The sequence below is a fragment of the Aequorivita sublithincola DSM 14238 genome (genome assembly GCF_000265385.1).
In the GTDB taxonomy this organism is placed as follows: Bacteria; Bacteroidota; Bacteroidia; order Flavobacteriales; family Flavobacteriaceae; genus Aequorivita; species Aequorivita sublithincola.
Window position 1 is genome coordinate 1,501,012 of sequence record NC_018013.1, and the last position, 25,551, is coordinate 1,526,562.

The following is a 25,551-nucleotide window of genomic DNA, read 5'->3' on the forward strand; positions in this document are numbered from 1 at the left end:
CTTAGCCTAATTACTAACCAAAATACTATTACCATTCCGCTCCACGCGGTAGGATTGCATCGGGTATTTAGTGTCTGGCTCCTTGATGTGTTGGCCTGTAGTAATGTAATATTTGTTGTCATCATTCTGGCAAGGACAACTTGCGATCACGCCATCCAACTCCATTCGGGAACAATTACTGGGTGCGTGGTTTGGATCCGTAAGATCAAAGGCAAAATAAAGACTTTCGTTGGCGCAATACACTACAATTCCCTTAATACCTTGTCCAACAATAACGGACTCACCAGGAAATTTCAATTTGTTGTATTCTGGAAGGTTTAGGTTTAGATTTATACGCACCGCAGGATCTGTTAAATAGGGGTTGCGTTCTTGCTTATCGTCTTTTTTTGAGCAAGACATGATTAAAACGCTAAGCAATAGGAAAAGAAATTTATTTTTCATTGAAATAATTTTAAGGACGAAATTACAACAAATAACACAACAAGTAAATTTTTAGTATATTTGTTAAACACGATCCCGTCTTAGTATGGGATTTTTTCAGTTTATTAAAAGTGAGTCCCGCCACGAGCCGGGATTTTGTTATATTTAAGAATAGGTATGTTCTGCATACACAAACGATAAAATTATGAGTAAAGTATCTTATTATACTGCCGAAGGATTAAAAAAATTAAGAGAAGAAGTAGATCAACTTCGAGATGTGGAGCGTCCAAAAGCTTCCAATGCAATTGCCGAAGCACGCGATAAGGGCGATTTGAGTGAAAATGCCGAATATGATGCCGCCAAAGAGGCACAGGGAATGTTAGAAATGCGCATTGCAAAGATGGAAGAAATTCTAGCAAACGCCCGTTTGATAGATGAATCTCAACTGGATTTGAGCAAAGTTTTGGTACACTCTACCGTTAAAATCAAGAACCAAAATAACGGAATGGAAATGACCTATAAATTGGTGGCTCAAAGCGAAGCAGATCTTAAAACCGGAAAAATTTCCGTAGATTCCCCTATTGGAAGAGGACTTTTAGGCAAACAAAAAGGCGAAGTAGCCGAAATACAAGTGCCAAATGGAGTGCTTAAATTCGACATTTTAGAAATATCAAGAGATTAATATGGCATCAGTTTTCACAAAAATTATTGAAGGTGAAATTCCCTGTTACAAAGTAGCGGAGGACGATAATTTCATAGCTTTTTTAGATGTAAATCCAAACTCTAAAGGGCATACGCTCTGCGTTCCTAAAGAAGAAATTGACAAAATTTTCGATATGGGCGAACATCTTTATCTACAATTGATGCAGTTCTCCAGAAAGGTGGCTTTAGCACTAGAAAAAACTGTTCCCTGCAAACGTGTTGGGATGGCCGTAGTAGGCTTGGAAGTGCCTCACGTTCACGTTCATCTTATTCCGTTGAATGAAATGGACGATATGCGTTTCACCAAAAAAGTGAAATTGACTTCGGAAGAATTTCAGTTTTTAGCCGAAGCGATTTCCGAGAAACTTAAAGCGTAGGAATCAAAAAATAAACCCCGGCAGCTACAATAACGAGAGCCACAACCACCATAATATAAAATAGCGGTTTTACCTTTAAATACTGTTTATTGGTTTCCGCTATTTTTTTGTTGTAATCAAAAACGCGTTCTATGTCTTCGGTCCAATTTACAGGGTAAATTTTATTGTTGCAGGTGTGACAGAAAAGTTTATTTTCTATTTCTAAAGCTGGTTTTTTAAAGAATGGTGTTTCTTTTTCCTCTTGCGTAAAAGTAAATTCTAAACCGTCTGCTCCAAAACAAGTTGGGCAGTTGTTTTTGGAGCGAGCCGTGTGTAGCGTATGGGTTTTCTGTTTCATTATTAACTTTCAGTCTTTAAGGCAATTTCCATTGTGGTTCCTTGATTTGGAACGCTTTTTAGAACGCGAATTTTCCCGTTATGGTATTCTTCAATGATACGCTTTGCTAATGAAAGCCCCAAGCCCCAGCCGCGTTTTTTTGTAGTATGTCCTGGTGTAAATATTCTTCTAAATTCACTTTTTGTCAGTCCTTTTCCAGTGTCAGCAATATGTACCAAAGCAAGTTTTGAATTCTTTTCAATCGAAATAGTTATTTTCCCTTTTCCCTTCATTGCATCAATTCCGTTTTTTACCAAATTCTCAATCGTCCAACTGAAAAGCTGCGGGTTCATTTGAACATAAATTGGTTTTTCAGGAACATTAAGTTCAAAATTTATGAGTTTTGACGAACGCTTTTGTAAGTAGTAGAAGGTTGATTTTGTTTCTTCAACCAAATCGTGCTGCTCCAATTTTGGTATGGAACCAATTTTCGAAAAACGATCCGTTATGGTCTCCAAACGGCTGATGTCTTTCTCCATTTCAACAATATATTCTGGGTTCACATTTTCACTTTTTAAGAGTTCTGCCCAACCCACTAAAGACGAAAGCGGCGTGCCAATCTGGTGTGCTGTTTCCTTAGCCATTCCTGCCCAAAGTCTGTTTTGTTCCGCAGATTTGGAGGTTTTGTAGAAGAGATAAACAGCTAAAATGAAAAGGAAAATTATTAGGATAAGTGCCGCTGGATAATATTTTAGTTTGTTAATTAATGGAGAGTTGCCAAAGTAAATTACTGAAAGTACTTGGTCATTATACTTCACTTCTAAGGGTTCATATTCAGATTGAAATTGTGAAATTTTATTTTTAAGGGTTTCATCATTGTTCAAAATTGCTTCATCAATATTCCTACCTTCATAATTATCTTCTTTCAGTGTGTGAAGAATCATTGGCGTTGTGCTATTACTGCGAATAATTGTAAGTGCTGTTTCGCTTACCGCACCTCCTTCGCCTTCAAGGCTTTGGGCTAATTCCTCTTGAGCAACGGCCCAGATCTCCATTTTTGTACGTTCATTTTCCTTCAATTGATTGAAGAAAATATATGTATTCCATAAAATCAGACTAACAATTAAAAGTGAAGCCAAAATAAAAGCCCAACGTGAGAACGTTTTTTTCTGTAGCATAAAGAATTTTTTTCCTGAATAAATATAAAGCAAATATGTTGATATTATTGTACAATCAAGTTTTTACAAGCTACAATCTTTGGGTACATTTGCAGGTAATGATATCTATTGAACCACACGAATTATCTACTGGAAAACTTCACGGCTACCTTTTGGGCGCTGTTTCACCAAGACCTATTTGCTTTGCAAGTACCATGGATAGTGAAGGAAACGTAAACCTTTCGCCTTTCAGTTTTTTTAATGTTTTTAGTGCGAAACCTCCAATCTTGGTGTTTTCTCCCGCAAGACGAGGACGCGATAATACCACAAAACATACTTACGAAAATGTTTTAGAAGTACCCGAAGTGGTTATAAACATTGTAAGTTTTGAAATGGTGCAACAAGTCTCACTTTCTTCCACCGAATATGCTGAAGGCGTAAACGAATTTAAGAAAGCAGGCTTCACAGAATTGGCTTCCGAATTGGTAAAACCACCACGCGTAGCTGAAGCTCCCGTACAATTGGAATGTAAAGTAAACGAAGTTATTTCACTTGGAAAAGAAGGTGGCGCTGGTAATTTGGTGATTTGTGAAGTGGTGAAAATTCATGTAAAAGAAGAAATTTTAGACGAAGAAGGTAACATCGATCCGTTCAAAATTGATACAGTTTCACGTCTTGGCGGTAATTGGTACAGCCGTGCCAAAGCAGGTCTTTTTGAAGTACCAAAACCGTTAACAACCCTTGGAATGGGCATAGATATGCTTCCTGAAGAAATTCGAAATAGCAAAGTATTAACAGGAAACGATTTAGGAATGTTAGGCAATGTAGAAAATTTCCCAAATTCAGAAGAAATTAATATCTTTATGAACGCTTCTGAAGAATTAAAAAAAATGATCGCTTTAAACAATTCTGAAGCAATTCATAAAAAAGCACAAGAATTCCTTTGCGAAGGAAAAGTTGATGAAGCTTGGAAGATTTTACTGGCAAATTCTGGATTTATCCCCGACCCTTAAAGTGGAGAGGTAACATCGTTGTAGCATTCACGATTGCCGTAGGCTCGCGATTTATCGCGTGCCAATTCATAAAAATGCGTGCCATTTCAATAAAAAACAACAATAGAGAATAGAAAATAATAATTAAGAATAAATAATAAAGAAAATGGAATTACAAGGAAAAATCAAATTGATAGACGAAACCAAAGAATACGGTAGCAACGGTTTCAGGAAACGCGAGCTGGTAATTACTACAGAAGAGCAGTATCCACAAGTTATAATGATAGAATTTGTACAAGATAAAACAGATTTGCTGAATGCATATAAAGTGGGACAAGACGTAAAAGTAAGCATTAACGTTCGTGGCCGCGAATGGGTAAACCCACAAGGCGAAACCAAATATTTTAACAGCATCCAAGGATGGCGTGTTGAAAATGTATCTCAAGCAGCAGCCAGCGGAAATATTCCACCAATGCCACCTGCTAAATCTTTTGAACCAGCAGACGATGTTAATGATGATGATCACGATGACCTTCCCTTTTAATTAAGGGGTTTTTGCCATAATTGATTAGTTAATGAAAGAGCCTCAGAAAGTCCACATTCTGAGGTTTTTTTATGCGAAAAATTTTACCAATTTTGAAGTATGCACTTTTTAACTGAAAAGCTTTGGTTTCCAAATATAGAAGAAGCGACGGGCGATGGACTTCTGGCTATTGGCGGTAATCTTTCCGTAGAGCGATTATTGCTTGCTTATAATTCTGGAATTTTCCCTTGGTATGAAGCAAATCAGCCAATTTTGTGGTGGAGCCCAGACCCACGAATGATTTTATTTCCTGAAAAATTCAAGGTTTCTAAAAGCCTTCGGAAATCTATAAAAAGTGAAAAATTCAAAATTACATTCAACCAAAATTTCATGGAAGTTATTAAAAACTGCGCAACGGTTTCAAGAAATGGACAAACTGGAACTTGGATAACAAAAGAAATGCAAGAAGCTTATGTGGCTCTTCATAAAGCCGATCACGCTATGTCCATCGAGGTTTGGGAAAAAGACAAACTTGTGGGCGGACTATACGGACTAGACCTTCCACAGAAGAAAGTATTTTGTGGTGAGAGTATGTTTAGTCTTGTTAGCGACGCTTCAAAAGTGGCTTTTTATCATCTTTCAGAATATGTAAAAACCAAAAATTATAAGTTTATTGATTGCCAGATTTATAATGGACATTTAGAAAGTTTGGGGGCAGAGGAGATTGGGAGAGCCGAGTTTTTAGAAATGCTTTTAAGGTAAATTAGTTTTTGAATGCTTCTTTGAAAAATATATTTTATAAGTTATTATAGTTGAAGCTACTAAAACCATATCTTCGTACTTCCCAATTCACAATTCAGATGAAAAACAACTACACAAAATACCTTTTGGTATTATTGATGGCATTGCAGACAGCCTTCGCTATTTCACAGGAAAAACCAAATCTACCGCATAATTTAACCGAATCCGAAAAAGCATTGGTTTCGGAATTTCAGTTTACAAGTCAGCGACTTTCCGGGCCACCTTCCGGTCCCGTTCGAGCTGCCGCAGAATGGGAAGAAGTAGAATATCTTTTGATTACTTGGAACCCAGCATACCCTACAATTCTTAGACAAATAGTTCAAGCTGGCGTTCAGGAATGTAAAGTGATAATTACTACACAAAACCAAGCTTCGGTTTCAAATTATTTGACATCCAATGGTGTTGATATAACAAACGTTACATTTTTAAATGTTCCGTGGGATAGTATTTGGATTCGCGATTACGCCGGAAACACGATCTATTCAAACGATGTGGGCGACCTCGCACTGACGGATTGGATTTACAATCGTCCGCGTCCAAATGATGACGTAATGCCAATAGCCCACGCTGCGCAAGCGGGTATTCCACTTTACACAACCAATTCCGGAACAAATGATTTAGTGAATACTGGCGGAAATTATATGAGCGACGGTATGGGAAATGCTTTCGCTTCAAAATTAATTTTGAACGAAAATGCTCCTGGAAATCCTTATGGCGTAAGCGTTAAGACCGAAGCCCAAATAGACGGAATTATGCAGGAGTATATGGGTATTAATCGTTTTGTGAAGATGAACACACTTCCGTACGACCAGATTCATCATATAGATATGCATATGAAATTGCTTGATGAAGAAACCATTCTCGTAAGCAAATATCCTACTGGTGTAGCAGATGGACCACAGATTGAAGCGAATATTCAATATGTTTTGAATAATTTTCAATCTCCTTTTGGTACGCCTTATAAAATAGAATGGATTGACTCGCCGCCAAGCACAAACGGAAACTATCCAGATAATGGTGGCCCTTACAACACTTATAGCAATGCAGTTTTCGTAAACAAAACGATTATGGTTCCCACCTATCGTCCAGAAGTTGATGCACCGGCTTTGGCACAATATCAGGAAATGTTGCCTGGTTATAACGTGGTTGGAATAGACGTAGATAATCCAGGTGAAAATTTAATTAATTCCAAAGGCGCAATTCATTGTATAACCCACACCATTGGCGTTGCAGATCCGCTTTGGATTGTTCATCAACCTATTGAAGAGGCTAATGCGGGAAGCACTGTCCATATCGAGGCGTTTATTAAACACAAATCCTTTATAACGGAAGCAAAGGTTTTTTGGCGTGAAGAAGGCAACAGTACCTTTAACGAAATTGACATGGCACCATCCAACAGTGATTATTGGTTGGCAGATTTAACCATTCCAAACATTTCAGGAAACATTCAATATTATATTTGGGCAAAATCCATAAGCGGAAAAGAATTGACTCGCCCCATCGTAGCTCCAGCGGGATATTGGACTATTCAAGTTGAAACACTTTCAGCAGACGAGTGGGCGCAGAACCATATTTCAGCGGCCTATCCAAACCCAACTACTGGCAAAGTTTCTTTTAATATGAATGCCATTCAAGGCGAAGTGAAAGTTGAAATTCACAATCTTTTAGGTCAAAAATTATATGAAGCCAATGTTGAAAACGGTAATGGAATAATAACCTTAGATTTAAACCAAAATTGGCAAGGAACCTTACTTATTACCTTTGAAGGTGACTTCGGAAAAGTTCATAAAAAAGTCATTAAGATTTAGAATTAAAATAGTTTTAAAAATTGCAGACAGCATTTTCTTCTTCAAAAAAGAACTTGTTTTTGTTAAATGTTTCGATTGTGGCAATATATTTAAAGATTATTAGTTTTTTTGGGCAACAAACCTCTTGAATACATATAGTTTTATTTTAATTGTAAGTATTCTTAAAAACTCTATTCCCAATGATTAATAGGCAAAATCTATTTGCGCTACTGCTATTTGCTAGTATTTCTACCATTTGCTATTCACAATCTAAGCAACTTAAAACAGATGTAAACAAAGATATTGACGTTGTTCGAGTTTACGAACAAGTAGTTAAAGAAGGCTATGGCACCGCTTTAATTTATAGACATTTGGCTACTGCGTATTATTTCAAAAATGAATATGGAAAAGCTTTGTCGTGGTTTCAGAAATTATATTCGATAGAAAAAAACACAGATCCATTAATTGCTCATCAATATGAGCAGACATTAAAAGCAATTGCTTTTGGAAAAATGAACAAGAGTTCTTAACATTAATTACACCTTGTGATACTGAAAACAGCTTTCAATATGGTCATTTACTAGTCCAGTAGCTTGCATAAAGGCGTAAACAATGGTGCTACCAACAAATTTAAACCCTCGTTTTTTTAAGTCTTTGCTTAAAGCATCACTTTCCACAGTTGTTGCAGGCGCATCAGTATGTGTTTTCCAGACATTTTTAATGGGTTTATTATTCACAAAACCCCAAATATAGTTGCTGAAACTACCGAACTCTTTCTGAATTTCCATAAACAGTTTAGCATTTGTAACTGCAGAATGAACCTTTAGTTTATTGCGAATAATTCCTTCATTTTGAAGCAACGTATCAATTTTTGATTGGTCGTATTTCGCAATTTTTTTATAATCGAAATTATCAAAAGCCTCTCTGAAATTTTCGCGCTTCCGAAGAATTGTAATCCAACTTAATCCCGCCTGAAATGTTTCAAGAACTAAAAATTCAAAAAACGTGTTGTCATCTTTCACAGGAACGCCCCATTCTTCGTCGTGATATTTCATATAAAGCGGATCATTTCCACACCAACCACAACGTATTTTTTCTAAATTCATTTTTTAAATTTAATGATAATGAGATGACACGCAATAAATCGCGAGCATACGAATGCTGAAAACTTTTTCACTGTTGTCCTGGGAAGTTAAATGTAATGGTCCCCAATTGTTTTTCTTTTGAAGCATCGGTATTAAAACGAGCTGCTTCAGCATATTCCAAAGCCGCATCAATTAAGCATTCGTTAGAAGTTGTAGAGGCTGTTTTATTGTATGAATTTTTTACAACTTTCCCGAGATTGTTTACCTCAATATTTACAACAACCTTTCCAAAACCGTAACAAGTGTAGACGGGATTTGGTAAATCCATATCTTTTCGGTTTACCAATTGGTAACTTATTGTAGTGTTTCTGTTCCCGCTTTTCACAACGGCAACTGCATCTTTCCCACTTTCGGAGTTAGATAACTGTGCCTTCTTTTCCTTTTCAACTTTTTTCGTTAGCGAAGTGCCTTTGCCATTTTCATTTTTTGAATTCTCCAAGGCATCATTCATTTCCTGAAGTTTGCCTTCAGTAGTTTCAGTTTTATCTTGGTTTTCGTTTTCTACAGAAGAAATAAATTTTTCGGCTTCGTTGTAGGCTCGGTTGGTTTCAACTTTTACAACTTCTGGAGTAAGCGCGGCGATTTCTAAATCTTCTGGAAGCAATTCTTCTGGCGCCATTACTACATCATAGGTTTCTTCATTATTAATTTCTTCTTTGTCTCCAGAAAGCTTCATGCTGAAAAGAAATAGCACCAAACACCCCGTGAATAGCGAAGTGATAAGAAAGGCTTTATATGAATAGTTGAAATTCATGAATGCAAGTACCGAAAATTTGCGCAAAATTCCACAAAAACGCTGAAAATTAAGAAGGTATTGGCGTTTTTTTAACTTGGTAACGAGGCTTCAAAGGCCTCAATACCGACAGCATTTTCTACTGAGAATTCTCCAATTCGCGTTCTTCGTAAAGCCGAAAGATGGGCACCATTGTCCAACGCTTTTCCAAAATCATTCGCTAATGAACGTATATAAGTTCCTTTACTACAAACCACTCTGAAATCTATATTTGGAAGCTCGATCTTTGTTATTTCAAATTCTGAAATGGTTACGGTTCTGAAAGGAATTTCAACTTCTTCACCGCTCCTCGCATATTCATAAAGTCGTTTTCCTTCTTTTTTCAATGCCGAAAAAACGGGTGGTTGTTGTTGTATTTCGCCTAAAAATTGCTTTGTAGCTTCGTGTATTTTTTCAGAAGTGATTTCTGAAACATCGAAGGTTTGATCAATTTGGGTTTCAAGATCATAACTTGGCGTTGTTGCTCCCAAAGTAAAACTCCCAGTATATTCTTTTTCCTGCGCTTGAAAAGTGTCTATTCTTTTTGTGAATTTTCCTGTGCAGATAATTAAAAGTCCCGTTGCCAAAGGATCTAAGGTCCCAGCGTGACCAACTTTTATTTTTTTTATGTCGAAGGATTTCCGAATTAACCAACGTAATTTATTCACCGCTTGAAAGGAAGTCCATTCCAAAGGTTTGTCTATCAATAGTACTTGACCTTCTTTATAATCCTCGGCTTGAAGGTTTTTATTGTTCATTTTTGAGGATATTGTTTATTTCAACCGCAAGAAATGGAATGTCTTTTTTTATCGTTTCGTATAAAATTGTAGCGTCTAATCCTTCATATGTATGCGCAGCGATATTACGCAGCCCCATAATTTTATGATAAGGTATAGTTGGATATTTAAGCTTAAAGCTAGAAGATAAAAGCTTGAAAGATTCTGCGACATTAATAAAATTCAAAACACAAGCGTCATAAGCCATTTCATTTTCTCTAAATTCTTCCAAAGTTAAACCATCAGAAAATTTGAGCATCTTTTGAAGATAAGTTGCAATATTTTTTAGATAGGTCAAATCTTTATTATGCTGCATTGTAAATTTCGATTAAATCCTCTTCAATAAAAGGTCTATAAATCGGCTTTAAGCCATCTTTGGTAACCAAATCAATCTTCCTGTTTATTTTTTCAAATAAATCCATATATATACCCCCCATATCTAAATAGGTTACTCCTCTTGGAAAATCTACAAGAATATCAATATCACTATCATCATTCATCTCACCACGCGCATAGCTCCCAAAAACACAAATCTGTTTTGGGTTAAACGGCAGAAGCGTTTCTATGATTATTTTATTGATTTTCGGATCCATAATGATACAAAGATAACGAAAATGAAGTGTTGCAGAAGATTTTTAAATAACGGTAAGTTCCTGAATAAAAAAGTGAATCAATAATACAACGACTCCCGCAATAATACGATAATAACCGAAGATTTTAAAACCGTTTTTGCTGAGGTATGAAATGAAAGATTTGATGGCAATTAAAGCCACCAAAAAACCAACTACATTCCCAATAATCAACAGATTCACTTGGTCTGAAGAAAGCTGAAAACCCGCTTCATAATAATCATAACTCTTTTTTACAGTAGCTCCAAACATTGTTGGAATTGCTAAAAAGAAAGAAAATTCCGCAGCTACAGTTCTTGAGAGTTTTTGGCTCATACCTCCCACAATGCTTGCGCCACTTCGGGAAACACCTGGAATCATTGCCAAACATTGAAAGAAACCAATTTTTAAAGCAGTTAAATAGGAAATTTCAGTCTGCTCGCCATCTCCAAACCAATCGTCCACTTTCAACAGAATAAATCCGCCAATAATTAACGAAACCGCAACGGTTATTGGGTTTTCCAAAAGACTATCGATAAAATCACTTAAAAGCAATCCTAGAAATACAGCAGGAAGAAATGCCACAAAAAGCTTGTAATAGAAATCCATACTTTGAAAAAAACGCTTAAAGTATAAAACTACAACGCTCATAATGGTTCCGAGTTGGATAACGATGGTAAAAAGCTTGGTAAAATCGTCGCCTGCAATCCCGAAAAAGGAAGAAGCGATTATCATATGCCCCGTTGAGGAAACAGGTAAAAATTCGGTAAGTCCTTCAATAATTGCAAGAACTACGGCTTGTAATGTATCCACTAATTTTCTTCTTTACTATCGGGTTTCAATAAAATGGCATACACTTCAATCGCAAAGCCTAAAAGCACCATTGCTGGAGCTAAACGTATTCTTCTCCAATTGTAAATTTCAGGATTAAAAATGGTTGGGTCGTCACTGCCACCGCCAGTCATTAGTATAAAGCCCAAAACAATAAACGCCACGCCAATTAGCATGAACTTGTAGTTTTTTCTTTCAAAAATAAACTTTGCAGTAGTTTCTTCTTTTCGTTTCTTTTCTCCCATTATAAAAATTGTTTCAGGTTTCTAGTTCAAAGTTTCTAGTTTTCATTCTCCACTAATAATACAAATCGTCCGTTCTTAAATTCAAAAACCTTTGTGTTGCTATAAAAGTACTAATCCAAGTTATTATAACGCCCATTAAAAATATAAATATAAAAAGCACTGATAGCAGTACTGGATCTCCTAATAATTGCAACTGAGGAAAACTTTGGTTGAGGTAATAAAGCACCACCGCCATCCCAACCATTGCCACGACGGCTCCAACAATTCCTAACCGAACACTTTTCCAAACAAAAGGTTGGCGAATAAATTTCTTAGTCGCACCCACCATTTGCATTGTTTTTATGGTAAATCGTTTTGAGTAAATAGACAGTCTAATACTACTGTTTATAAGCAATACTGCGATAAATGTAAAGATTCCGCTGATTACTAAAACCCAAAAACTGATGCGTTTCACATTTTCATTAAGCTGTGCAATCAAGGGTTTGTCATAAATCACATCGTCCACAAAATTCTTGCTTTTCAGCTCGTTGGTTATTTCCTCCATTTTTTCTGGAGTAACGTAATCTGCCAAAATGTAAACGTCAATGCTATTCTGAAGTGGGTTTTCGCCTAAATATTCAATAAAATTTTCGCCTAAAGTTTCCTGATGCTCCTTTGCAGCTTCTTCTTTGGAAACAAAAGTTGCGGATTTTGTATATTCTGCCAAAGCTAAACTTTGCTTCAATTGAGTGGTTTCAACCTCTTTCGCGCTATCTTTCAGAAAAACGGTTATTGCAATTTGTTCCTTAAAATAATCTGCAACTTTTTTTGAATTCAGCACAAGCAATCCCAACAATCCCAACAGAAAAAGCACTAGTGAAATACTGATAACTACGGAAAAATAGGAAGAAATCAACCTGCGTTTTTGATATTTTTCAAAAGAAGAACTCATAGGAATTGGAGAATTTTGCGGTAAAAATACAAGTAATTTTGCATCTTGTGTTAAACAACGCCAAAAGTTTCCAATTTGTTATAATAAGATTAAATTTGGAACTTCTTAAATTTTACGATAATCATAAAAAATCTGCTAAAGTCTCTTAAAATTTCCCGACCAGGGCTTTGGTTTCCTACGGTTTGGATTTATTTAGTGCCCTTTGGCCTTTCTGCAAATTTTTGGGAAAAACCACTTTTTTGGGTTGGCCTTCTCTTTGTCACTTTCCCCTTGAATTTTCTGGTGTATGGATTGAATGATTATACAGATGGAAAAGCAGATTCCCTAAACCCAAGAAAAGGAAACTATCTTTTTGGCGCTAAATTTAGCAAAGAGGAACTAACAAATGTTCCTTGGCATATTAGTTATATAATTATTCCTTTCATAGCATACTTTTCATATGTTGGTGGCAGCAATCTCTTCATTATTCTTATGTTTATGATTGTTGTAAATATAATCTACAATTACAAACCTTTCCGCATAAAGGAAAGACCGCCTTTTGAAATATTAGTTCAGGTGGGTTATGTTTTTATCGCGCTTTTCAGCATTGTTCTTAATGATTTGTATATGCTTCCGTGGCAAACATTTCTTTATCTCACATTCTTTGCATTTCAGGCACATATAGCTGGGGAGATCATGGATATTGAACCAGATATCTTATCTGAAAAGAAAACAACAGCAGTATTAATAGGTAGAAAAAAAGCAAAGTTTTTGATGCTTTTTCTGCTTTTGTTTGAAGTCTATATTTTAAAATTTTGGTTTGATGATTGGGTGCTTTCTGGATTTTTGGCCGCATTCTCAATCTGGCTGATTTTAGATATCTTCGTTTTTTTCAAAGCCAAACCCTACACGGTGAGACAAATGAAAATCTTCGGAATAGCAATCAATATTTCCGCAATTCTTTCTATGATTTGGGTACTTTATTCCGGAAACCTGTTGCAACCAAATTTTTAAATTATTAAGGTTTTTACTTCTTCTAATAAACCTTAAATTTGCCCTCGTGTTCCAAAGCCTTGGCGAAGGAATGTCCTTTTTTACCTGAAATACTTATAATGAGCAAATATCACTTCAACGAATTAGAAGCAAAGTGGCAAAAACATTGGGCCGAAAACCATACGTTTAAAGCCGAAAATCATAGTGAAAAACCAAAATATTACGTTTTGGATATGTTTCCCTATCCTTCGGGTGCGGGCTTGCACGTTGGGCATCCGTTAGGCTATATTGCCAGTGATGTTTATGCACGATTTAAACGCCATCAAGGTTTCAACGTTTTGCATCCAATGGGTTATGATTCCTTCGGACTTCCGGCGGAACAATATGCAATTCAAACTGGTCAACATCCTGCTGAAACCACAAAAGTGAATATTGAAGGAGGCGTAGATAAAAACGGAAACGAAATTGAAGGCTATCGCAAACAGTTGGATAGAATAGGTTTTTCTTTTGATTGGAGTCGCGAAGTGCGAACTTCAAATCCTGAATATTACAAATGGACGCAGTGGATTTTTATTCAACTTTTTGAAAGTTGGTACGATGCAGATGCTGATAAAGCGCGGTCTATTGAAGAATTGCTAACTATTTTTTCTTCGGAAGGAAATACTGAGGTAAATGCAATATGCGATGATGAAATTGAAAGCTTTACAGCGCAACAATGGCGTGATTTTTCAGAAACCAAAAAACAAGAAATTCTTTTAAAATATAGATTAACCTATTTAGCCGAAACCGAAGTAAACTGGTGTCCGCAATTAGGTACCGTTTTGGCAAATGACGAAATAGTGAACGGTGTTTCCGAACGCGGCGGTTATCCAGTAATCCGCAAAAAGATGAAGCAGTGGAGTATGCGAATTACTGCTTACGCCCAGCGCTTACTTGATGGACTCGATAAAATTGACTGGCCGCAACCGTTGAAAGATTCACAAACCAACTGGATTGGACGTTCAAAAGGGGCGACTGTGGAATTCAAGATTCAAGATTCAAGATTCAAGATTCCAGTATTTACAACTAGGCCAGACACAATTTTTGGCGTTAGCTTTATGGTTTTGGCACCAGAACACGATTTGGTTTCAAAAATTACAACTTCCGAACAAAAAGAAGCAGTTGAAAACTACGTGGAAGCAACTGCAAAACGCAGCGAACGCGAACGAATGGCAGATGTAAAAACTATTTCTGGCGTTTTCACGGGCGCGTATGCAGAGCATCCTTTTTCAGGTGAAAAACTTCCTATTTGGATTGGCGATTACGTTTTGGCAGGCTATGGAACAGGCGCAGTGATGAGTGTTCCCTGTGGCGATCAGCGCGATTATGATTTTGCAAAACATTTCAATCTGCCAATTCCAAATATTTTTAAGGATGCGGACATTTCTGAAGAAGCTTATTCAGATAAGGATAATACAATCATCACCAACAGCGACTTTTTAAATGATTTAAATTATACTGAAGCCACCGAAAAAATAATTACCGCTTTGGAAGAAAAAGGCGTTGGTGAAGGCAAAATAAATTACCGTTTACGCGATGCTGTTTTTAGCCGTCAACGTTATTGGGGTGAGCCGTTTCCGATTTATTATAAAGACGGAATGCCGCACACAATTCCAACCGAATGTTTGCCATTGCGACTTCCCGATGTTAAAAAATATTTACCTACGGAAGAAGGCGAACCGCCGTTGGGACGAGCTGAAGATTGGGGTTGGGATGTTGAAAAGTTGTCGGTTGTCAGTTGTAAGTTGATTGACAACGAAACCGTTTTTCCTTTGGAATTAAACACCATGCCAGGTTGGGCGGGAAGTAGTTGGTACTTTTTTAGATATATGGAAAGTGAAAAGCGCAACGAAGTTTTCGCTTCAAAAGAAGCATTGAACTATTGGCAAGATGTTGACCTTTATATTGGAGGAAGCGAGCACGCAACCGGCCATTTATTATATAGCCGTTTTTGGGTTAAATTTATGCACGATCGCGGATTGGTTCCCGTAGAAGAACCTTTTAAAAAGCTGATAAACCAAGGAATGATTTTGGGAGAGAGTGCTTTTGCGCATAGAATAAATCAAGGTTATTATAATTACAAAGATGTTTCAGATGAAGAATTTGAAAGATTGGATGAGATATTTGACAATCTTTTTAATATTGATTTCACTGGAAGATTAGTTTCTTGGAATTTACTTCACGGGAAAAAAGTATTCGATGCAATTGCGGGAGAAAAATATAATCTTAGTGATGTATTTGATTTAAAAGATTTAGAATATTATTTTAAGGAAACTGGTTTTGATTCGAATAAAATTTCCTTTACTACAACTAAAATTCACGTTCCTGTTAGTGATGTTGATTTAAAAAATCAAATAATTCTTGAGAGTTTTGCTAAATTCTATCAAGGAGAACTAGATTCAAATTCTTTATTTTTGAATAATGACGGGAAAATAGAAGTTTCAAGAGAAGTAGAAAAAATGTCCAAATCCAAATACAACGTGGTAAGTCCAGACGATATTTGTGAACAATACGGCGCCGATACTTTAAGATTGTACGAAATGTTCCTCGGTCCGCTGGAACAAGCAAAACCTTGGAACACGGCTGGAATTACAGGAGTTCACGGTTTCCTTAAAAAACTTTGGAAACTGTATCATTCAGGGGAGAACGAAAGTTTTTATGTCTCGGGCGAAACAGCTTCAAAAGATGGTTTGAAAACACTCCATAAAACCATAAAAAAAGTTCAGGAGGATATTGAGAATTTCAGTTTCAATACTTCAGTTTCATCTTTTATGATTGCGGTAAACGAGCTCTCAGCAGAAAAATGTAACTCGCGAGAAGTTTTGGAGCCTTTGGCAATTCTTATTTCACCTTATGCACCACATATTGCAGAGGAACTTTGGGAGAAGTTGGGTCATTCAGAAAGTATTTCTACAGCACCTTTCCCAAAATTTGAACAGAAATTTTTGGTTGAAAGCAGCAAGGAATATCCAATTTCCTTCAACGGAAAAATGCGTTATACGCTGGAATTACCGCTCGATTTAACCAAAGATGAAATAGAATCTGCCGTAATGTCACACGAGAAAACTGCCCATTATTTGGAAGGTCGCACTCCTAAAAAGGTTATAATCGTTCCCGGAAAAATTGTAAATATCGTGGGTTAAAAATTTGCACGTTATTTGCTATATTGTAACTGAAGAACCTTTGTGTCCTCTGAGTCTCTGTGGTGAGTTAAGTTTACCTCAGAGGCACAGAGGACACGGAGAGAAACAATAAACTTTAAAAAACAAAAACTATGTTTGGATATTATATAATTGCAGGCCTCATTTTCTTAGTAAGTTGGTTAGTAAGCAACACACTGAAAAGCAAATTCAAAAAGTACAGCCAAGTTCACCTTCAAAATGGAATGAGTGGAAAGGAAATAGCTGAAAAAATGCTAGCAGACAGCGGAATTACCGATGTAAAAGTGGTTTCCGTAGCTGGTCAATTAACCGATCATTACAACCCAGCAGATAAAACCGTAAACTTAAGTGAAGCGGTATATATGCAGCGTAACGCCGCTGCTGCTGCTGTTGCAGCTCACGAATGTGGTCACGCAGTGCAACACGCCACAGCTTACAGTTGGCTGAAAATGCGTTCTGCGATTGTGCCTGCGGTAGGAATAGCCAGTAAATTATCCAACTTTGTAATTATGGCTGGTTTAATAATGACTGCTATGAACATTATGGGGGTTTTAGGGAATACAATATTTTTCATAGGAATTCTACTTTTTGCAGCTACAACAGTTTTCGCGTTTATCACCTTACCAGTAGAATATGATGCTAGTAACCGTGCATTAGCTTGGTTGGAAAGCAGTAAAATGGTAACTCCGCAAGAACACGAAGGTGCAAAAGATGCTTTAAAATGGGCAGCTAGAACTTATGTGGTTGCAGCAATTGGTTCGCTGGCTACCTTATTATACTTCATCTCTATTTTTATGGGAAGGAGATAGAAGATTAACGTCCTGATAGCTTTCGGGATTAAATTTATGATTATCGAATTTTTGAACAAAACAAAACCCATGAATTTTCGTGGGTTTTCTATTTAACTACCAGTTTCTTTGTTAGTGTATCATCACTGGTTCGAGTTGTAACGTAATAGATTCCTTTTGATAAGTTTTCTACAGAAACATGTATTGCTTGATTTCCCATAGTAAAGGTACCCGAAGCTATTTTTTTCACCTCCTGACCGAATATATTATACATTATAATATCGGCTGTTATAGTTTCTCTTAAGCTTAAATTTAGTGTAAATTGATCATTTGTTGGGTTCGGTGAAATGGATAGTGAGCCAAACAAACTTTCTTTTTTTATTGATAAAACTTCCGATAACAACTTCTGATCTGCATTTAAAATTTTACGCTGTCCTACTTCAGGAACACTGAAAGCTAAAAATCCAACTACTGAAATTTTGGTTTCATCATAGTTGGCAGGAAGTATATATGTAAAGGTTTCAGAATATATTGATCCCGCCTCAACGGATGATGGAATGATTCCTTCATTTCCATAGACACCTGGCAAGTTTGCGCGTAAAACATTACTGTGTTTGTATCCAACAATCGGATTTCCTGATCCTTCAAAAGGATGTCCTGGAATATTATTATAATAGTTTGTTTGATCGAAATCAGATCCAGATCCAATAACGTCGTCTTCTACTACGCTCATCACAAAGCGCATATCTCCATTAGCAGCATCAATGAATTCTGCTGTTATTGTACCTGTAATTGTTCGTGTTGCGGAATCATAACTAATTGTAAGGTTAACTTCTGCAGGTGTATAACTGGTCAATTGTTCTACTACATAATTCTCCCAATCAATACGATTTACTATCTCATTAGATTCACCAGTAAATTTTTTCCTATCTACCATTCCAACTGGGGTGGCGCCAATAGAGAATTCAGATTCAATTTCATTGTTGTATGCCATTCCATCAAGACTATGTATAGAGATGCCAATTACATCATCTGGGTATTGCGTAAGAATGTTTTCCATTATAAAATCTGAATCTGGACAGTAACCATTCCACGCTCCATTGAACTGTTCTAAGACAACCTTTTTTGTAGCGCCATTTGTCTGAGAGAAACTAGAATGCGCAATCAGAATTGTAAAGAATAGTAATGATATTTTCTTCATATTTAATATTCTATTATAGATGTATGTTATCAGGATTATACCCAATGTATTTCACTTCTTCTTCGTGAAAAATAATTCCGTTTTCAGCAAGTTCTTTTAAAATAGGTTCATAAACTTCTTTTGCAATTGGAAGCTGAACTCCAGGCGTGGTTATTTCTTCATTTAAAATTTTGAGGGCTGCAATTGCAACAGGAAGTCCAACGGTTTTGGCCATTGCGGTATGGGTTTGGTCTTCTCCAATTAGCGCCATATGGCTGTCTATTTGGTGTTGTTTTCCGTCCAATTCGTAGCCAAATTTGTGATACATTACAATCATATCTTTATCATCTTCTGCTAAAGTCCATTTTTCTTCAAGTATTTTTTGAAGCGCCATTGCAGGAGTTGCGTTTTTAATGCCAATGGTTTTTTCTTTATTGAAAATATCCAAATCCAACAGCTTTTCCCACATTAAATCGTCTTGATCTATTCTGAGCGCATAACGAAGTTTTAACTCCACAGAATCTGTTGGGGAATAGGCCAAAAACAAGTTTACAAATTCACGATAGGTCAAGTTTTCAGAATCTGGAATGGTATAAGTGTCATCAGTCATTCCAAGTTGAACAAACATATTCCAAGCCTTACTGAAACCTACTCTTCTTATGGTTCCGCGATATAGGGTAAGAATATTATCAAGCCCGTAAATAGATTGGTATTGAAGGGAATTTCTATTGGCTAATACTTCAAATTTTCCATAACCTTCAATGTTGACGAATTCAGTTCTTCGGAAAAGTCGGTGGTACGGGATGTACTTGAATTTTCCTTCCTGTATAAATTCCGCAGCGCCTCCTTGTCCCGCCAAGACTACGTTTCTTGGATTCCAAGTAAATTTATAATTCCAAAGATTATTATCACTTTCTGGAGCAATTAAACCGCCGCAGAAAGATTCAAAAAGAAGCATTTTTCCTCCTTTGGCGCGAATTCTATCTATAATTTGCATCGCACTCATATGGTCTACTCCAGGATCCAGGCCTATTTCATTCATAAAAATTAATCCTTTGGCTTCAGCTTTTGGGTTTAGCGCTTGCATTTCTTTGCTTATATATGAGGCGGTTACCATATGTTTTCCGAACTCAATACAATCCCTTGCTACTTCAATATGATAGCGTGCAGGAAGCATCGAAATTACCAAATCACTGTTTTTAACTGCTTCTTTTCGTTGCGTTTTGTTAAAAACATCGAGCAATACGCCACAGGCATTTGGATGGTTTTGAGTAAATTTTTGAGCAGCTTTTATGGATAGATCCCCAATAGTTATAAAAAGTTGCTCTTCCTCGCTTTTGTCTAGTAAATAGCGGATTAGACTGGAAGCAGACCTACCGGCACCGATAATCAATATGTTTCTCATTAGGGGAGTTTTTTGTTAACTTTGCAGCATTATTTTGAAAAAAAACGAAATTACTAATTATACATTGTAAAAATGACGGTTTTAGATAAAAATATAGCGGCAACTGGTGCAATTATTATGGCTATCACGATAGCAATTGGGGCATTTGGAGCACATGGTTTGAAAGAATTATTGGACGCTTCCGCTCTTAATACCTTTGAAGTTGGTGTTCGGTACCAAATGTATCATGGCTTGGCAATTTTAATATTAGGCCTTGCGCCTTCAATTCCAAATATCTCAAAGAAAAAGGTTTTTTCGTTTTTTCTGGTTGGTATTTTGTTTTTTTCAGGCTCCATTTATTTGCTTTCCCTGGATTCCATCATTCCTTTTGAAACTTCGGTAATAGGTTTTGTGACTCCTTTGGGAGGTTTGTTATTTATAATAGGCTGGATTTTACTTGCTTATGGAATTTTAACGTTAAAGAAGCGATAATTATTTTTTAAATTCCGAAGTCTGTAGAAGATTTGCTATTTTTGTACTCTTCAAAAACTAAAACAAGTTATGGTCGGTAATAACCAAACTAAAAGAATGATTTCATTGGATAACTACGGAATCAAAAACGCAAAAGTTAAGTATCAACTTTCGTCTGAAGAACTTCATGACGAAACACTGCAAAAAGGTCAAGGGAAAGAAGCTAGCAGTGGCGCCCTTGAAATAAACACAGGAGAATTCACAGGAAGATCCCCAAAAGATAGGTTTATCGTTAAAGACGATATTACGCGAGACATAGTGTGGTGGGGGAATATAAATATTCCATTTCCTCCAGATATGTTTGATGCACTTTATAATAAGGTGACAGATTATCTTTCAGAAAAAGAAATTTATGTGCGAGACAGCTATGCCTGTGCAGATGAAAACTATAAGCTGAATATTCGGGTGATTAATGAAACACCGTGGTCAAATTTATTTGCTCACAATATGTTTCTACGACCAACCGAGGAAGAATTGGCGAATTTTGCCCCAGATTGGCTCATAATAAATGCGCCGAATTTTATGGCAGATCCTGAAGTTGACGGAACACGCCAGCACAACTTTGCAATCCTAAATTTCACCAGAAAAATCGCTTTAATTGGCGGTACTGGTTATACAGGCGAAATTAAAAAGGGAATCTTTTCTGCTTTAAATTTTATTATGCCAGTTGATAAGAACACATTGCCGATGCACTGTTCTGCAAACGTAGGTGATAATGGCGAAACAGCAATTTTCTTTGGTCTTTCGGGAACAGGAAAAACTACACTTTCCGCAGATCCAGATCGTAAATTGATAGGTGATGACGAACACGGTTGGACACCAGACAACACAGTTTTCAATTTTGAAGGCGGATGTTATGCAAAAGTGATAAACCTTACTGAAGAGCAAGAACCAGACATTTATAATGCTATAAAACCTGGAGCCCTGCTTGAAAATGTGGTTATGAATGATAAGGGTGAGGTTGATTTTGCAAATACCTCAATCACTCAGAACACGCGTGTAAGCTATCCAATTTATCATATTAAAAATATTCAAGTGCCTTCTATTGGCCACAATCCTAAGAATATTTTCTTTTTAACTGCAGATGCTTTTGGTGTTTTGCCTCCAATTTCAAAATTGACTCCGGGACAAGCTGCTTATCATTTTATAAGCGGTTATACTGCTAAAGTTGCAGGTACTGAAGAAGGAATCAATGAACCAACTCCGAACTTTTCGGCTTGCTTTGGTGCGCCTTTTATGCCGCTTCATCCAACAAAATATGCTGAAATGCTTAGCAAAAAGATGAAAGATGCGAATGTAAATGTTTGGTTAATAAACACAGGCTGGACCGGCGGTCCTTACGGCGTTGGAAGCAGAATGAAACTAAAATACACTCGAGCAATGATTGCTGCAGCTTTAGAAGGGAAATTGAAAGATGTTGAATTCGAAAAGCATCCAATTTTCAATTTGATGATGCCAACTTCTTGTCCTGATGTTCCAACAGAAGTTTTGAACCCTAAGGAAACTTGGAAGAACAAAAAGGCGTATGACATTCAAGCGAAGGAACTTTCAGACTCTTTCAAAGAAAACTTTAAAAAGTTTGAAGCTTACGCAAATGATGAAATTCTTTCTGGAGCTCCAGCTGCGGAATAATTTCAAAATATAATAGAAACTAAAAAAGATCGTCTAAAGTTTGAGACGATCTTTTTTAGTTATGGGCCTTTCCGCCACTATTCTTGAGTTTATTCGAATTGGTCTATAAATCCCAAATCTTTCAAACGCTTCTTATTTCTTTTTATCTTTTTGGTATTCGTGCATTTTTAAAATGTTCTCCTTATTAAGCATATAGTCCTTAACATTTCTATCCTTCCAACGGTGATATATAAATACTGGCATTAATACGAAGAAACCTACCATTAGTGTAAGACCGATAATTAATTTTCCAGTAGCTTCATCTTCTGATTTAATATAAAAACCGAGCCCAAGACTGATGAGTACCGCAAAAAATAATATGATGAGAAAGTATTTCATTGTTGCTTATTTTTTCAGCTCAACCTTTAAATGAAGTTCTTCCAATTGTTTTGCATCAATAGGAGCAGGCGCATCAATCATCACATCGCGACCCGAATTGTTTTTTGGGAAAGCGATGAAATCACGGATGGTTTCTTGTCCGCCCAAAATGGCAACCAATCTATCCAATCCGAAAGCAAGTCCGCCGTGTGGTGGGGCGCCGTATTGGAAGGCATCCATCAAAAAACCGAATTGTGCTTTTGCTTCTTCAGGTGTAAAACCTAAATAATCAAACATTAAGGCTTGTGTTTTTTTGTTGTGAATCCGTATAGAACCACCGCCTATTTCGTTTCCATTTAAAACCAAATCGTAGGCATTTGCTTTTACTTCGCCTGGATTTGTGTCTAAAAGTTCCAATTGTCCAGGTTTTGGAGAAGTGAAAGGGTGATGCATTGCGTGGTAACGGTTTGTTTCCTCATCCCATTCTAAAAGTGGGAAATCTATAACCCAAAGTGGGGCAAATTCATCACTTTTTCTTAAACCAAGTTGTTCGGCTAAGTGCATTCTTAAAGCACTTAATTGTGTTCTCACTTTATTTTTATCTCCCGAAAGTACGCAGATTAAATCGCCAGCTTTTGCGCCGGTTACTTCTGCCCATTTCGCTAAATCTTCTTGGTCGTAAAATTTATCTACAGAAGATTTATGAGTTCCGTCGTCGTTGCAACGCGAATAAACCATTCCGGTTGCACCAATTTGTGGACGTTTTAGCCAATCAATTAGGCTGTCTATTTCTTTTCTTGTGAAAGCTTTTCCACCAGGAACTGCTATTCCAACAACTAATTCTGCTTGGTTAAAAACGCCAAAGTCTTTGTGTTGTGCAACTGCGTTTAGCTCGCCAAACTCCATTCCAAAACGAATGTCTGGCTTGTCGTTTCCGTACTTTGCCATTGCATCATCGTAGGTCATTCTTGGGAATTCGGAAATCTCAATTCCATTTATTTCTTTTAAAAGATGTTTTGTTAAACCCTCAAAAGCATTCAAAATATCTTCTTGTTCTACGAAAGCCATTTCGCAGTCAATTTGTGTGAATTCCGGCTGACGGTCTGCACGCAAATCTTCATCACGGAAACATTTTACTATTTGAAAATATTTATCCAAGCCACCAACCATAAGCAATTGCTTAAAAGTTTGAGGACTTTGTGGAAGCGCGTAAAACTGACCTTCGTTCATTCGTGAAGGAACTACGAAATCGCGCGCACCTTCAGGAGTTGATTTTATTAAATAAGGCGTTTCAACTTCAATGAAGCCTTCATTTGAAAGATAATTACGAACAGCAATCGCAACTTTATGACGAAAAATAAGGTTTTCGCGTACTGGTTTTCTGCGTATATCTAGGTAGCGATATTTCATTCGCAAATCCTCGCCGCCGTCTGTTTCGTCTTCAATAGTGAAGGGAGGCGTTAAAGATTCGTTGAGAATGATTAATTCAGAAACCAAGATCTCTACATCGCCAGTGGGCATATTTGGGTTTTTGGATTCGCGTTCAATTACGGTTCCTGTAACTTGGATTACAAATTCACGACCTAGTTTTGTTGCTTTTTCAATTACTTCTTTTGAAGTTCTTTCTTCATCAAAAATAAGTTGGGTGATGCCATAACGGTCGCGAAGATCTACCCAAATCATAAATCCTTTGTTGCGCGTTTTTTGAACCCAGCCTGAAAGGGTTACTTCTTCACCTATATTTTTGGCAGTTAATTCGCCATTATTGTATGTTCTGTACATTTTATTCTGAAAAAAAATTGAGGGGCAAATTTAATAAGTAATAACTGAATTGTTGTGGTTTTGAAGGGTTTATTCTTTAAGCAGATTTATTATCACGAATGAACGAATCTTTTGATAAGAAAAACTTTGCATCCTACTTCGATAGCTCTATTCCTTTATAAACTTTTTCACTTTACCCTATCCGTTTTCATCTTCAATTTTTAGAAAATACATGCCACTTGACAAGTTGGAAACATCTAGTGAAGTTTCCTTTTCGATCGATAAAGATTGGTTTCGATAAAGATTGGTTACTTAAAAGTTTGCCTTCTATGTTGAATATTCTCAGATTTAGATTCCCTGAGATGTTTTTTGAATTTAGAAACAATTCATTTTTCACAGGATTGGGATTAATTGAAAAACCACTATCTCCTTTTGTGAGAATGCGTAACATGCAATCTTCTGAGTAATTAAAATTTGCATCTATTCGCCAGTTATTGTATGGAGGGTTATTATTAGTTGCCGCTACTTCGTCATCTACCTGTACACAATATAATTCTGTGAGCTGGCAAGGGTTTCCTTCAAATTCGCTAGGTAATGTAACGGTTAATATTTCATTATTACCGTTTCTTGCGTCAACCGTTTCCAAGAAAAATAAATTTGTGCCATAAACTAACTCTAAGTTTACGTTGTTGCTAGGATCAATAGTTGTAATAGGCTCACCAATATATCCATCAAAAGTACCAAAATAGAGTTCTTTTAGGAGAATATTATTGCTAACATCTAGTGAAGAGATATCAACACCTGTTAAGTCCAAATATTCCAACAAAAGATTTTGGGATAAGTCAATTTCAGAAATAAAGGCACCATCAGCAATCAGTGTTTTAAGGTTTACATTGTGTGAAATATCAATAGTGTCAATCCAACAATCTCCCATCATTAATGTTTCCAAATTTATATTATTGGATAGATCAATATTATCCAGTTTGTGTAAAACCTGAATGTCTAAACTTTCCAAAAGAATATTGCTTGAAATATTAATTGTATATAAAGGATTTACGAGACAGAAAAGGTTTTTCAACTTTGTATTTGTTGAAGTATTTAAACTTGTTAGATTGTTTCCTCTCACATTTAAACTTTCTAAATCTGCAAAATCTTCAATGCCAGTTAGGTTGGAAATGTTTTTATACCTAACATCTAAGGAAATTAAAGTTTCAATATCATTTGTTAAAACTTGCCCGTTTCTTATGCCATCACTATCAATGCCTAAATCAATCAACGCTTGTTCAAAATTAGGATCGGGAATGATTGTTATTCGTGCATATGAAATCGTGCTGATGCTGAATACTACAATGAGTAGTAGTGT

General features: G+C 36.5%; 28 protein-coding genes. 12 read left to right on the forward strand and 16 right to left on the reverse strand.

Annotation, left to right across the window (positions count from 1 at the left end; genetic code table 11):
- Positions 1-6 precede the first annotated feature (6 nt).
- Positions 7-441 carry a Rieske (2Fe-2S) protein gene (locus AEQSU_RS06935; protein ID WP_014782151.1) on the reverse strand — a complete coding sequence of 145 codons (435 nt, stop codon included), beginning with the start codon at positions 439-441 and terminating at the stop codon, positions 7-9.
- Positions 442-625: 184 nt separating this feature from the next.
- Here AEQSU_RS06935 and greA point away from each other — a divergent pair, with 184 nt between their 5' ends.
- Positions 626-1,102: a transcription elongation factor GreA gene (gene greA / locus AEQSU_RS06940; protein ID WP_014782152.1), complete on the forward strand. Its 477-nt coding sequence runs from the start codon at positions 626-628 to the stop codon at positions 1,100-1,102.
- Position 1,103: 1 nt separating this feature from the next.
- Positions 1,104-1,499, forward strand: coding sequence for an HIT family protein (locus tag AEQSU_RS06945; RefSeq protein ID WP_014782153.1), 396 nt, complete (start codon positions 1,104-1,106; stop codon positions 1,497-1,499).
- On the opposite strand, the gene AEQSU_RS06950 is transcribed toward AEQSU_RS06945, so the two are convergent.
- Positions 1,489-1,836, reverse strand: a complete 348-nt coding sequence (locus AEQSU_RS06950; protein WP_014782154.1) for a hypothetical protein — start codon at positions 1,834-1,836, stop codon at positions 1,489-1,491. The two genes, AEQSU_RS06945 and AEQSU_RS06950, sit on opposite strands and share 11 nt — an antisense overlap.
- A gap of 2 nt (positions 1,837-1,838) precedes the next feature.
- Positions 1,839-2,993, reverse strand: coding sequence for a sensor histidine kinase (locus tag AEQSU_RS06955; RefSeq protein WP_014782155.1), 1,155 nt, complete (start codon positions 2,991-2,993; stop codon positions 1,839-1,841).
- Between the two features lie 98 nt (positions 2,994-3,091).
- On the opposite strand from AEQSU_RS06955, the gene AEQSU_RS06960 reads away from it, so the two are divergent.
- The 5 genes from AEQSU_RS06960 to AEQSU_RS06980 all read left to right on the forward strand — a co-directional run bounded on the left by AEQSU_RS06960 (position 3,092) and on the right by AEQSU_RS06980 (position 7,605).
- On the forward strand, positions 3,092-3,985 hold the full coding sequence (locus AEQSU_RS06960; RefSeq protein ID WP_042492367.1) for a flavin reductase family protein: 894 nt from the start codon (positions 3,092-3,094) through the stop codon (positions 3,983-3,985).
- Positions 3,986-4,130: 145 nt separating this feature from the next.
- The gene (locus AEQSU_RS06965) at positions 4,131-4,508 is read left to right on the forward strand and encodes a DUF3127 domain-containing protein (protein WP_014782157.1); all 378 of its coding nucleotides are present in this window, start codon (positions 4,131-4,133) and stop codon (positions 4,506-4,508) included.
- A 99-nt stretch (positions 4,509-4,607) separates the two neighbouring features.
- Complete coding sequence (gene aat / locus AEQSU_RS06970; RefSeq protein WP_014782158.1) at positions 4,608-5,249, forward strand: leucyl/phenylalanyl-tRNA--protein transferase; 642 nt, start codon at positions 4,608-4,610, stop codon at positions 5,247-5,249.
- A 98-nt stretch (positions 5,250-5,347) separates the two neighbouring features.
- Positions 5,348-7,096 carry an agmatine deiminase family protein gene (locus AEQSU_RS06975; protein ID WP_042491745.1) on the forward strand — a complete coding sequence of 583 codons (1,749 nt, stop codon included), beginning with the start codon at positions 5,348-5,350 and terminating at the stop codon, positions 7,094-7,096.
- Between the two features lie 179 nt (positions 7,097-7,275).
- Entirely contained in the window at positions 7,276-7,605 is a 330-nt protein-coding gene (locus AEQSU_RS06980) for a hypothetical protein (RefSeq protein WP_014782160.1), read from the forward strand.
- Positions 7,606-7,611: 6 nt separating this feature from the next.
- Here AEQSU_RS06980 and AEQSU_RS06985 read toward each other — a convergent pair whose 3' ends face one another.
- The 8 genes from AEQSU_RS06985 to AEQSU_RS07020 all read right to left on the reverse strand — a co-directional run bounded on the left by AEQSU_RS06985 (position 7,612) and on the right by AEQSU_RS07020 (position 12,383).
- The gene (locus tag AEQSU_RS06985) at positions 7,612-8,181 is read right to left on the reverse strand and encodes a DNA-3-methyladenine glycosylase I (protein ID WP_014782161.1); all 570 of its coding nucleotides are present in this window, start codon (positions 8,179-8,181) and stop codon (positions 7,612-7,614) included.
- Positions 8,182-8,248: 67 nt separating this feature from the next.
- Positions 8,249-8,896, reverse strand: a complete 648-nt coding sequence (locus tag AEQSU_RS06990) for an energy transducer TonB (RefSeq protein WP_157429258.1) — start codon at positions 8,894-8,896, stop codon at positions 8,249-8,251.
- A 149-nt stretch (positions 8,897-9,045) separates the two neighbouring features.
- Positions 9,046-9,750: a tRNA pseudouridine(55) synthase TruB gene (truB, locus tag AEQSU_RS06995; RefSeq protein WP_014782163.1), complete on the reverse strand. Its 705-nt coding sequence runs from the start codon at positions 9,748-9,750 to the stop codon at positions 9,046-9,048.
- On the reverse strand, positions 9,740-10,084 hold the full coding sequence (locus tag AEQSU_RS07000) for a HepT-like ribonuclease domain-containing protein (RefSeq protein WP_014782164.1): 345 nt from the start codon (positions 10,082-10,084) through the stop codon (positions 9,740-9,742). Before AEQSU_RS07000 ends, truB begins: the two co-directional genes overlap by 11 nt.
- Positions 10,074-10,361, reverse strand: a complete 288-nt coding sequence (locus AEQSU_RS07005; protein WP_014782165.1) for a nucleotidyltransferase family protein — start codon at positions 10,359-10,361, stop codon at positions 10,074-10,076. The genes AEQSU_RS07000 and AEQSU_RS07005 overlap by 11 nt, the downstream gene beginning before the upstream one ends.
- A 42-nt stretch (positions 10,362-10,403) precedes the next feature.
- Complete coding sequence (locus tag AEQSU_RS07010) at positions 10,404-11,189, reverse strand: undecaprenyl-diphosphate phosphatase (RefSeq protein WP_014782166.1); 786 nt, start codon at positions 11,187-11,189, stop codon at positions 10,404-10,406.
- A complete protein-coding gene (locus AEQSU_RS07015; protein ID WP_014782167.1) occupies positions 11,189-11,452 on the reverse strand; it encodes a DUF3098 domain-containing protein in 264 nt (87 codons plus the stop codon). The genes AEQSU_RS07010 and AEQSU_RS07015 overlap by 1 nt, the downstream gene beginning before the upstream one ends.
- 52 nt (positions 11,453-11,504) lie before the next feature.
- Positions 11,505-12,383, reverse strand: coding sequence for a cell division protein FtsX (locus AEQSU_RS07020; protein ID WP_014782168.1), 879 nt, complete (start codon positions 12,381-12,383; stop codon positions 11,505-11,507).
- 150 nt (positions 12,384-12,533) lie between these two features.
- Here AEQSU_RS07020 and AEQSU_RS07025 point away from each other — a divergent pair, with 150 nt between their 5' ends.
- The 3 genes from AEQSU_RS07025 (at position 12,534) to AEQSU_RS07035 (ending at position 17,364) form a co-directional block, all read left to right on the forward strand.
- Positions 12,534-13,376 (forward strand): UbiA family prenyltransferase, encoded by an 843-nt coding sequence (locus AEQSU_RS07025; protein WP_342626285.1) that lies wholly within the window; start codon positions 12,534-12,536, stop codon positions 13,374-13,376.
- Positions 13,377-13,474: 98 nt separating this feature from the next.
- On the forward strand, positions 13,475-16,537 hold the full coding sequence (locus AEQSU_RS07030) for a leucine--tRNA ligase (RefSeq protein ID WP_042491747.1): 3,063 nt from the start codon (positions 13,475-13,477) through the stop codon (positions 16,535-16,537).
- A gap of 131 nt (positions 16,538-16,668) precedes the next feature.
- Positions 16,669-17,364: a zinc metallopeptidase gene (locus AEQSU_RS07035; protein ID WP_014782171.1), complete on the forward strand. Its 696-nt coding sequence runs from the start codon at positions 16,669-16,671 to the stop codon at positions 17,362-17,364.
- 88 nt (positions 17,365-17,452) lie between these two features.
- Here AEQSU_RS07035 and AEQSU_RS07040 read toward each other — a convergent pair whose 3' ends face one another.
- Both AEQSU_RS07040 and AEQSU_RS07045 read right to left on the reverse strand, forming a co-directional pair.
- Complete coding sequence (locus AEQSU_RS07040; RefSeq protein WP_042491749.1) at positions 17,453-18,589, reverse strand: T9SS type A sorting domain-containing protein; 1,137 nt, start codon at positions 18,587-18,589, stop codon at positions 17,453-17,455.
- Positions 18,558-19,928: a saccharopine dehydrogenase family protein gene (locus AEQSU_RS07045; RefSeq protein ID WP_014782173.1), complete on the reverse strand. Its 1,371-nt coding sequence runs from the start codon at positions 19,926-19,928 to the stop codon at positions 18,558-18,560. Before AEQSU_RS07045 ends, AEQSU_RS07040 begins: the two co-directional genes overlap by 32 nt.
- A 72-nt stretch (positions 19,929-20,000) precedes the next feature.
- Between AEQSU_RS07045 and AEQSU_RS07050 the strand changes: the two genes are divergently transcribed.
- Both AEQSU_RS07050 and pckA read left to right on the forward strand, forming a co-directional pair.
- On the forward strand, positions 20,001-20,399 hold the full coding sequence (locus tag AEQSU_RS07050) for a DUF423 domain-containing protein (protein WP_014782174.1): 399 nt from the start codon (positions 20,001-20,003) through the stop codon (positions 20,397-20,399).
- Positions 20,400-20,468: 69 nt separating this feature from the next.
- Entirely contained in the window at positions 20,469-22,070 is a 1,602-nt protein-coding gene (pckA, locus tag AEQSU_RS07055; protein WP_014782175.1) for a phosphoenolpyruvate carboxykinase (ATP), read from the forward strand.
- A 132-nt stretch (positions 22,071-22,202) separates the two neighbouring features.
- Here pckA and AEQSU_RS07060 read toward each other — a convergent pair whose 3' ends face one another.
- From AEQSU_RS07060 to AEQSU_RS17070, 3 genes are all read right to left on the reverse strand, one after another.
- Entirely contained in the window at positions 22,203-22,448 is a 246-nt protein-coding gene (locus tag AEQSU_RS07060) for a hypothetical protein (RefSeq protein ID WP_014782176.1), read from the reverse strand.
- Between the two features lie 6 nt (positions 22,449-22,454).
- Complete coding sequence (gene aspS, locus AEQSU_RS07065; protein WP_014782177.1) at positions 22,455-24,209, reverse strand: aspartate--tRNA ligase; 1,755 nt, start codon at positions 24,207-24,209, stop codon at positions 22,455-22,457.
- Between the two features lie 177 nt (positions 24,210-24,386).
- On the reverse strand, positions 24,387-24,467 hold the full coding sequence (locus AEQSU_RS17070) for a T9SS type A sorting domain-containing protein (protein ID WP_425358417.1): 81 nt from the start codon (positions 24,465-24,467) through the stop codon (positions 24,387-24,389).
- Between the last annotated feature and the right edge of the window lie 1,084 nt (positions 24,468-25,551).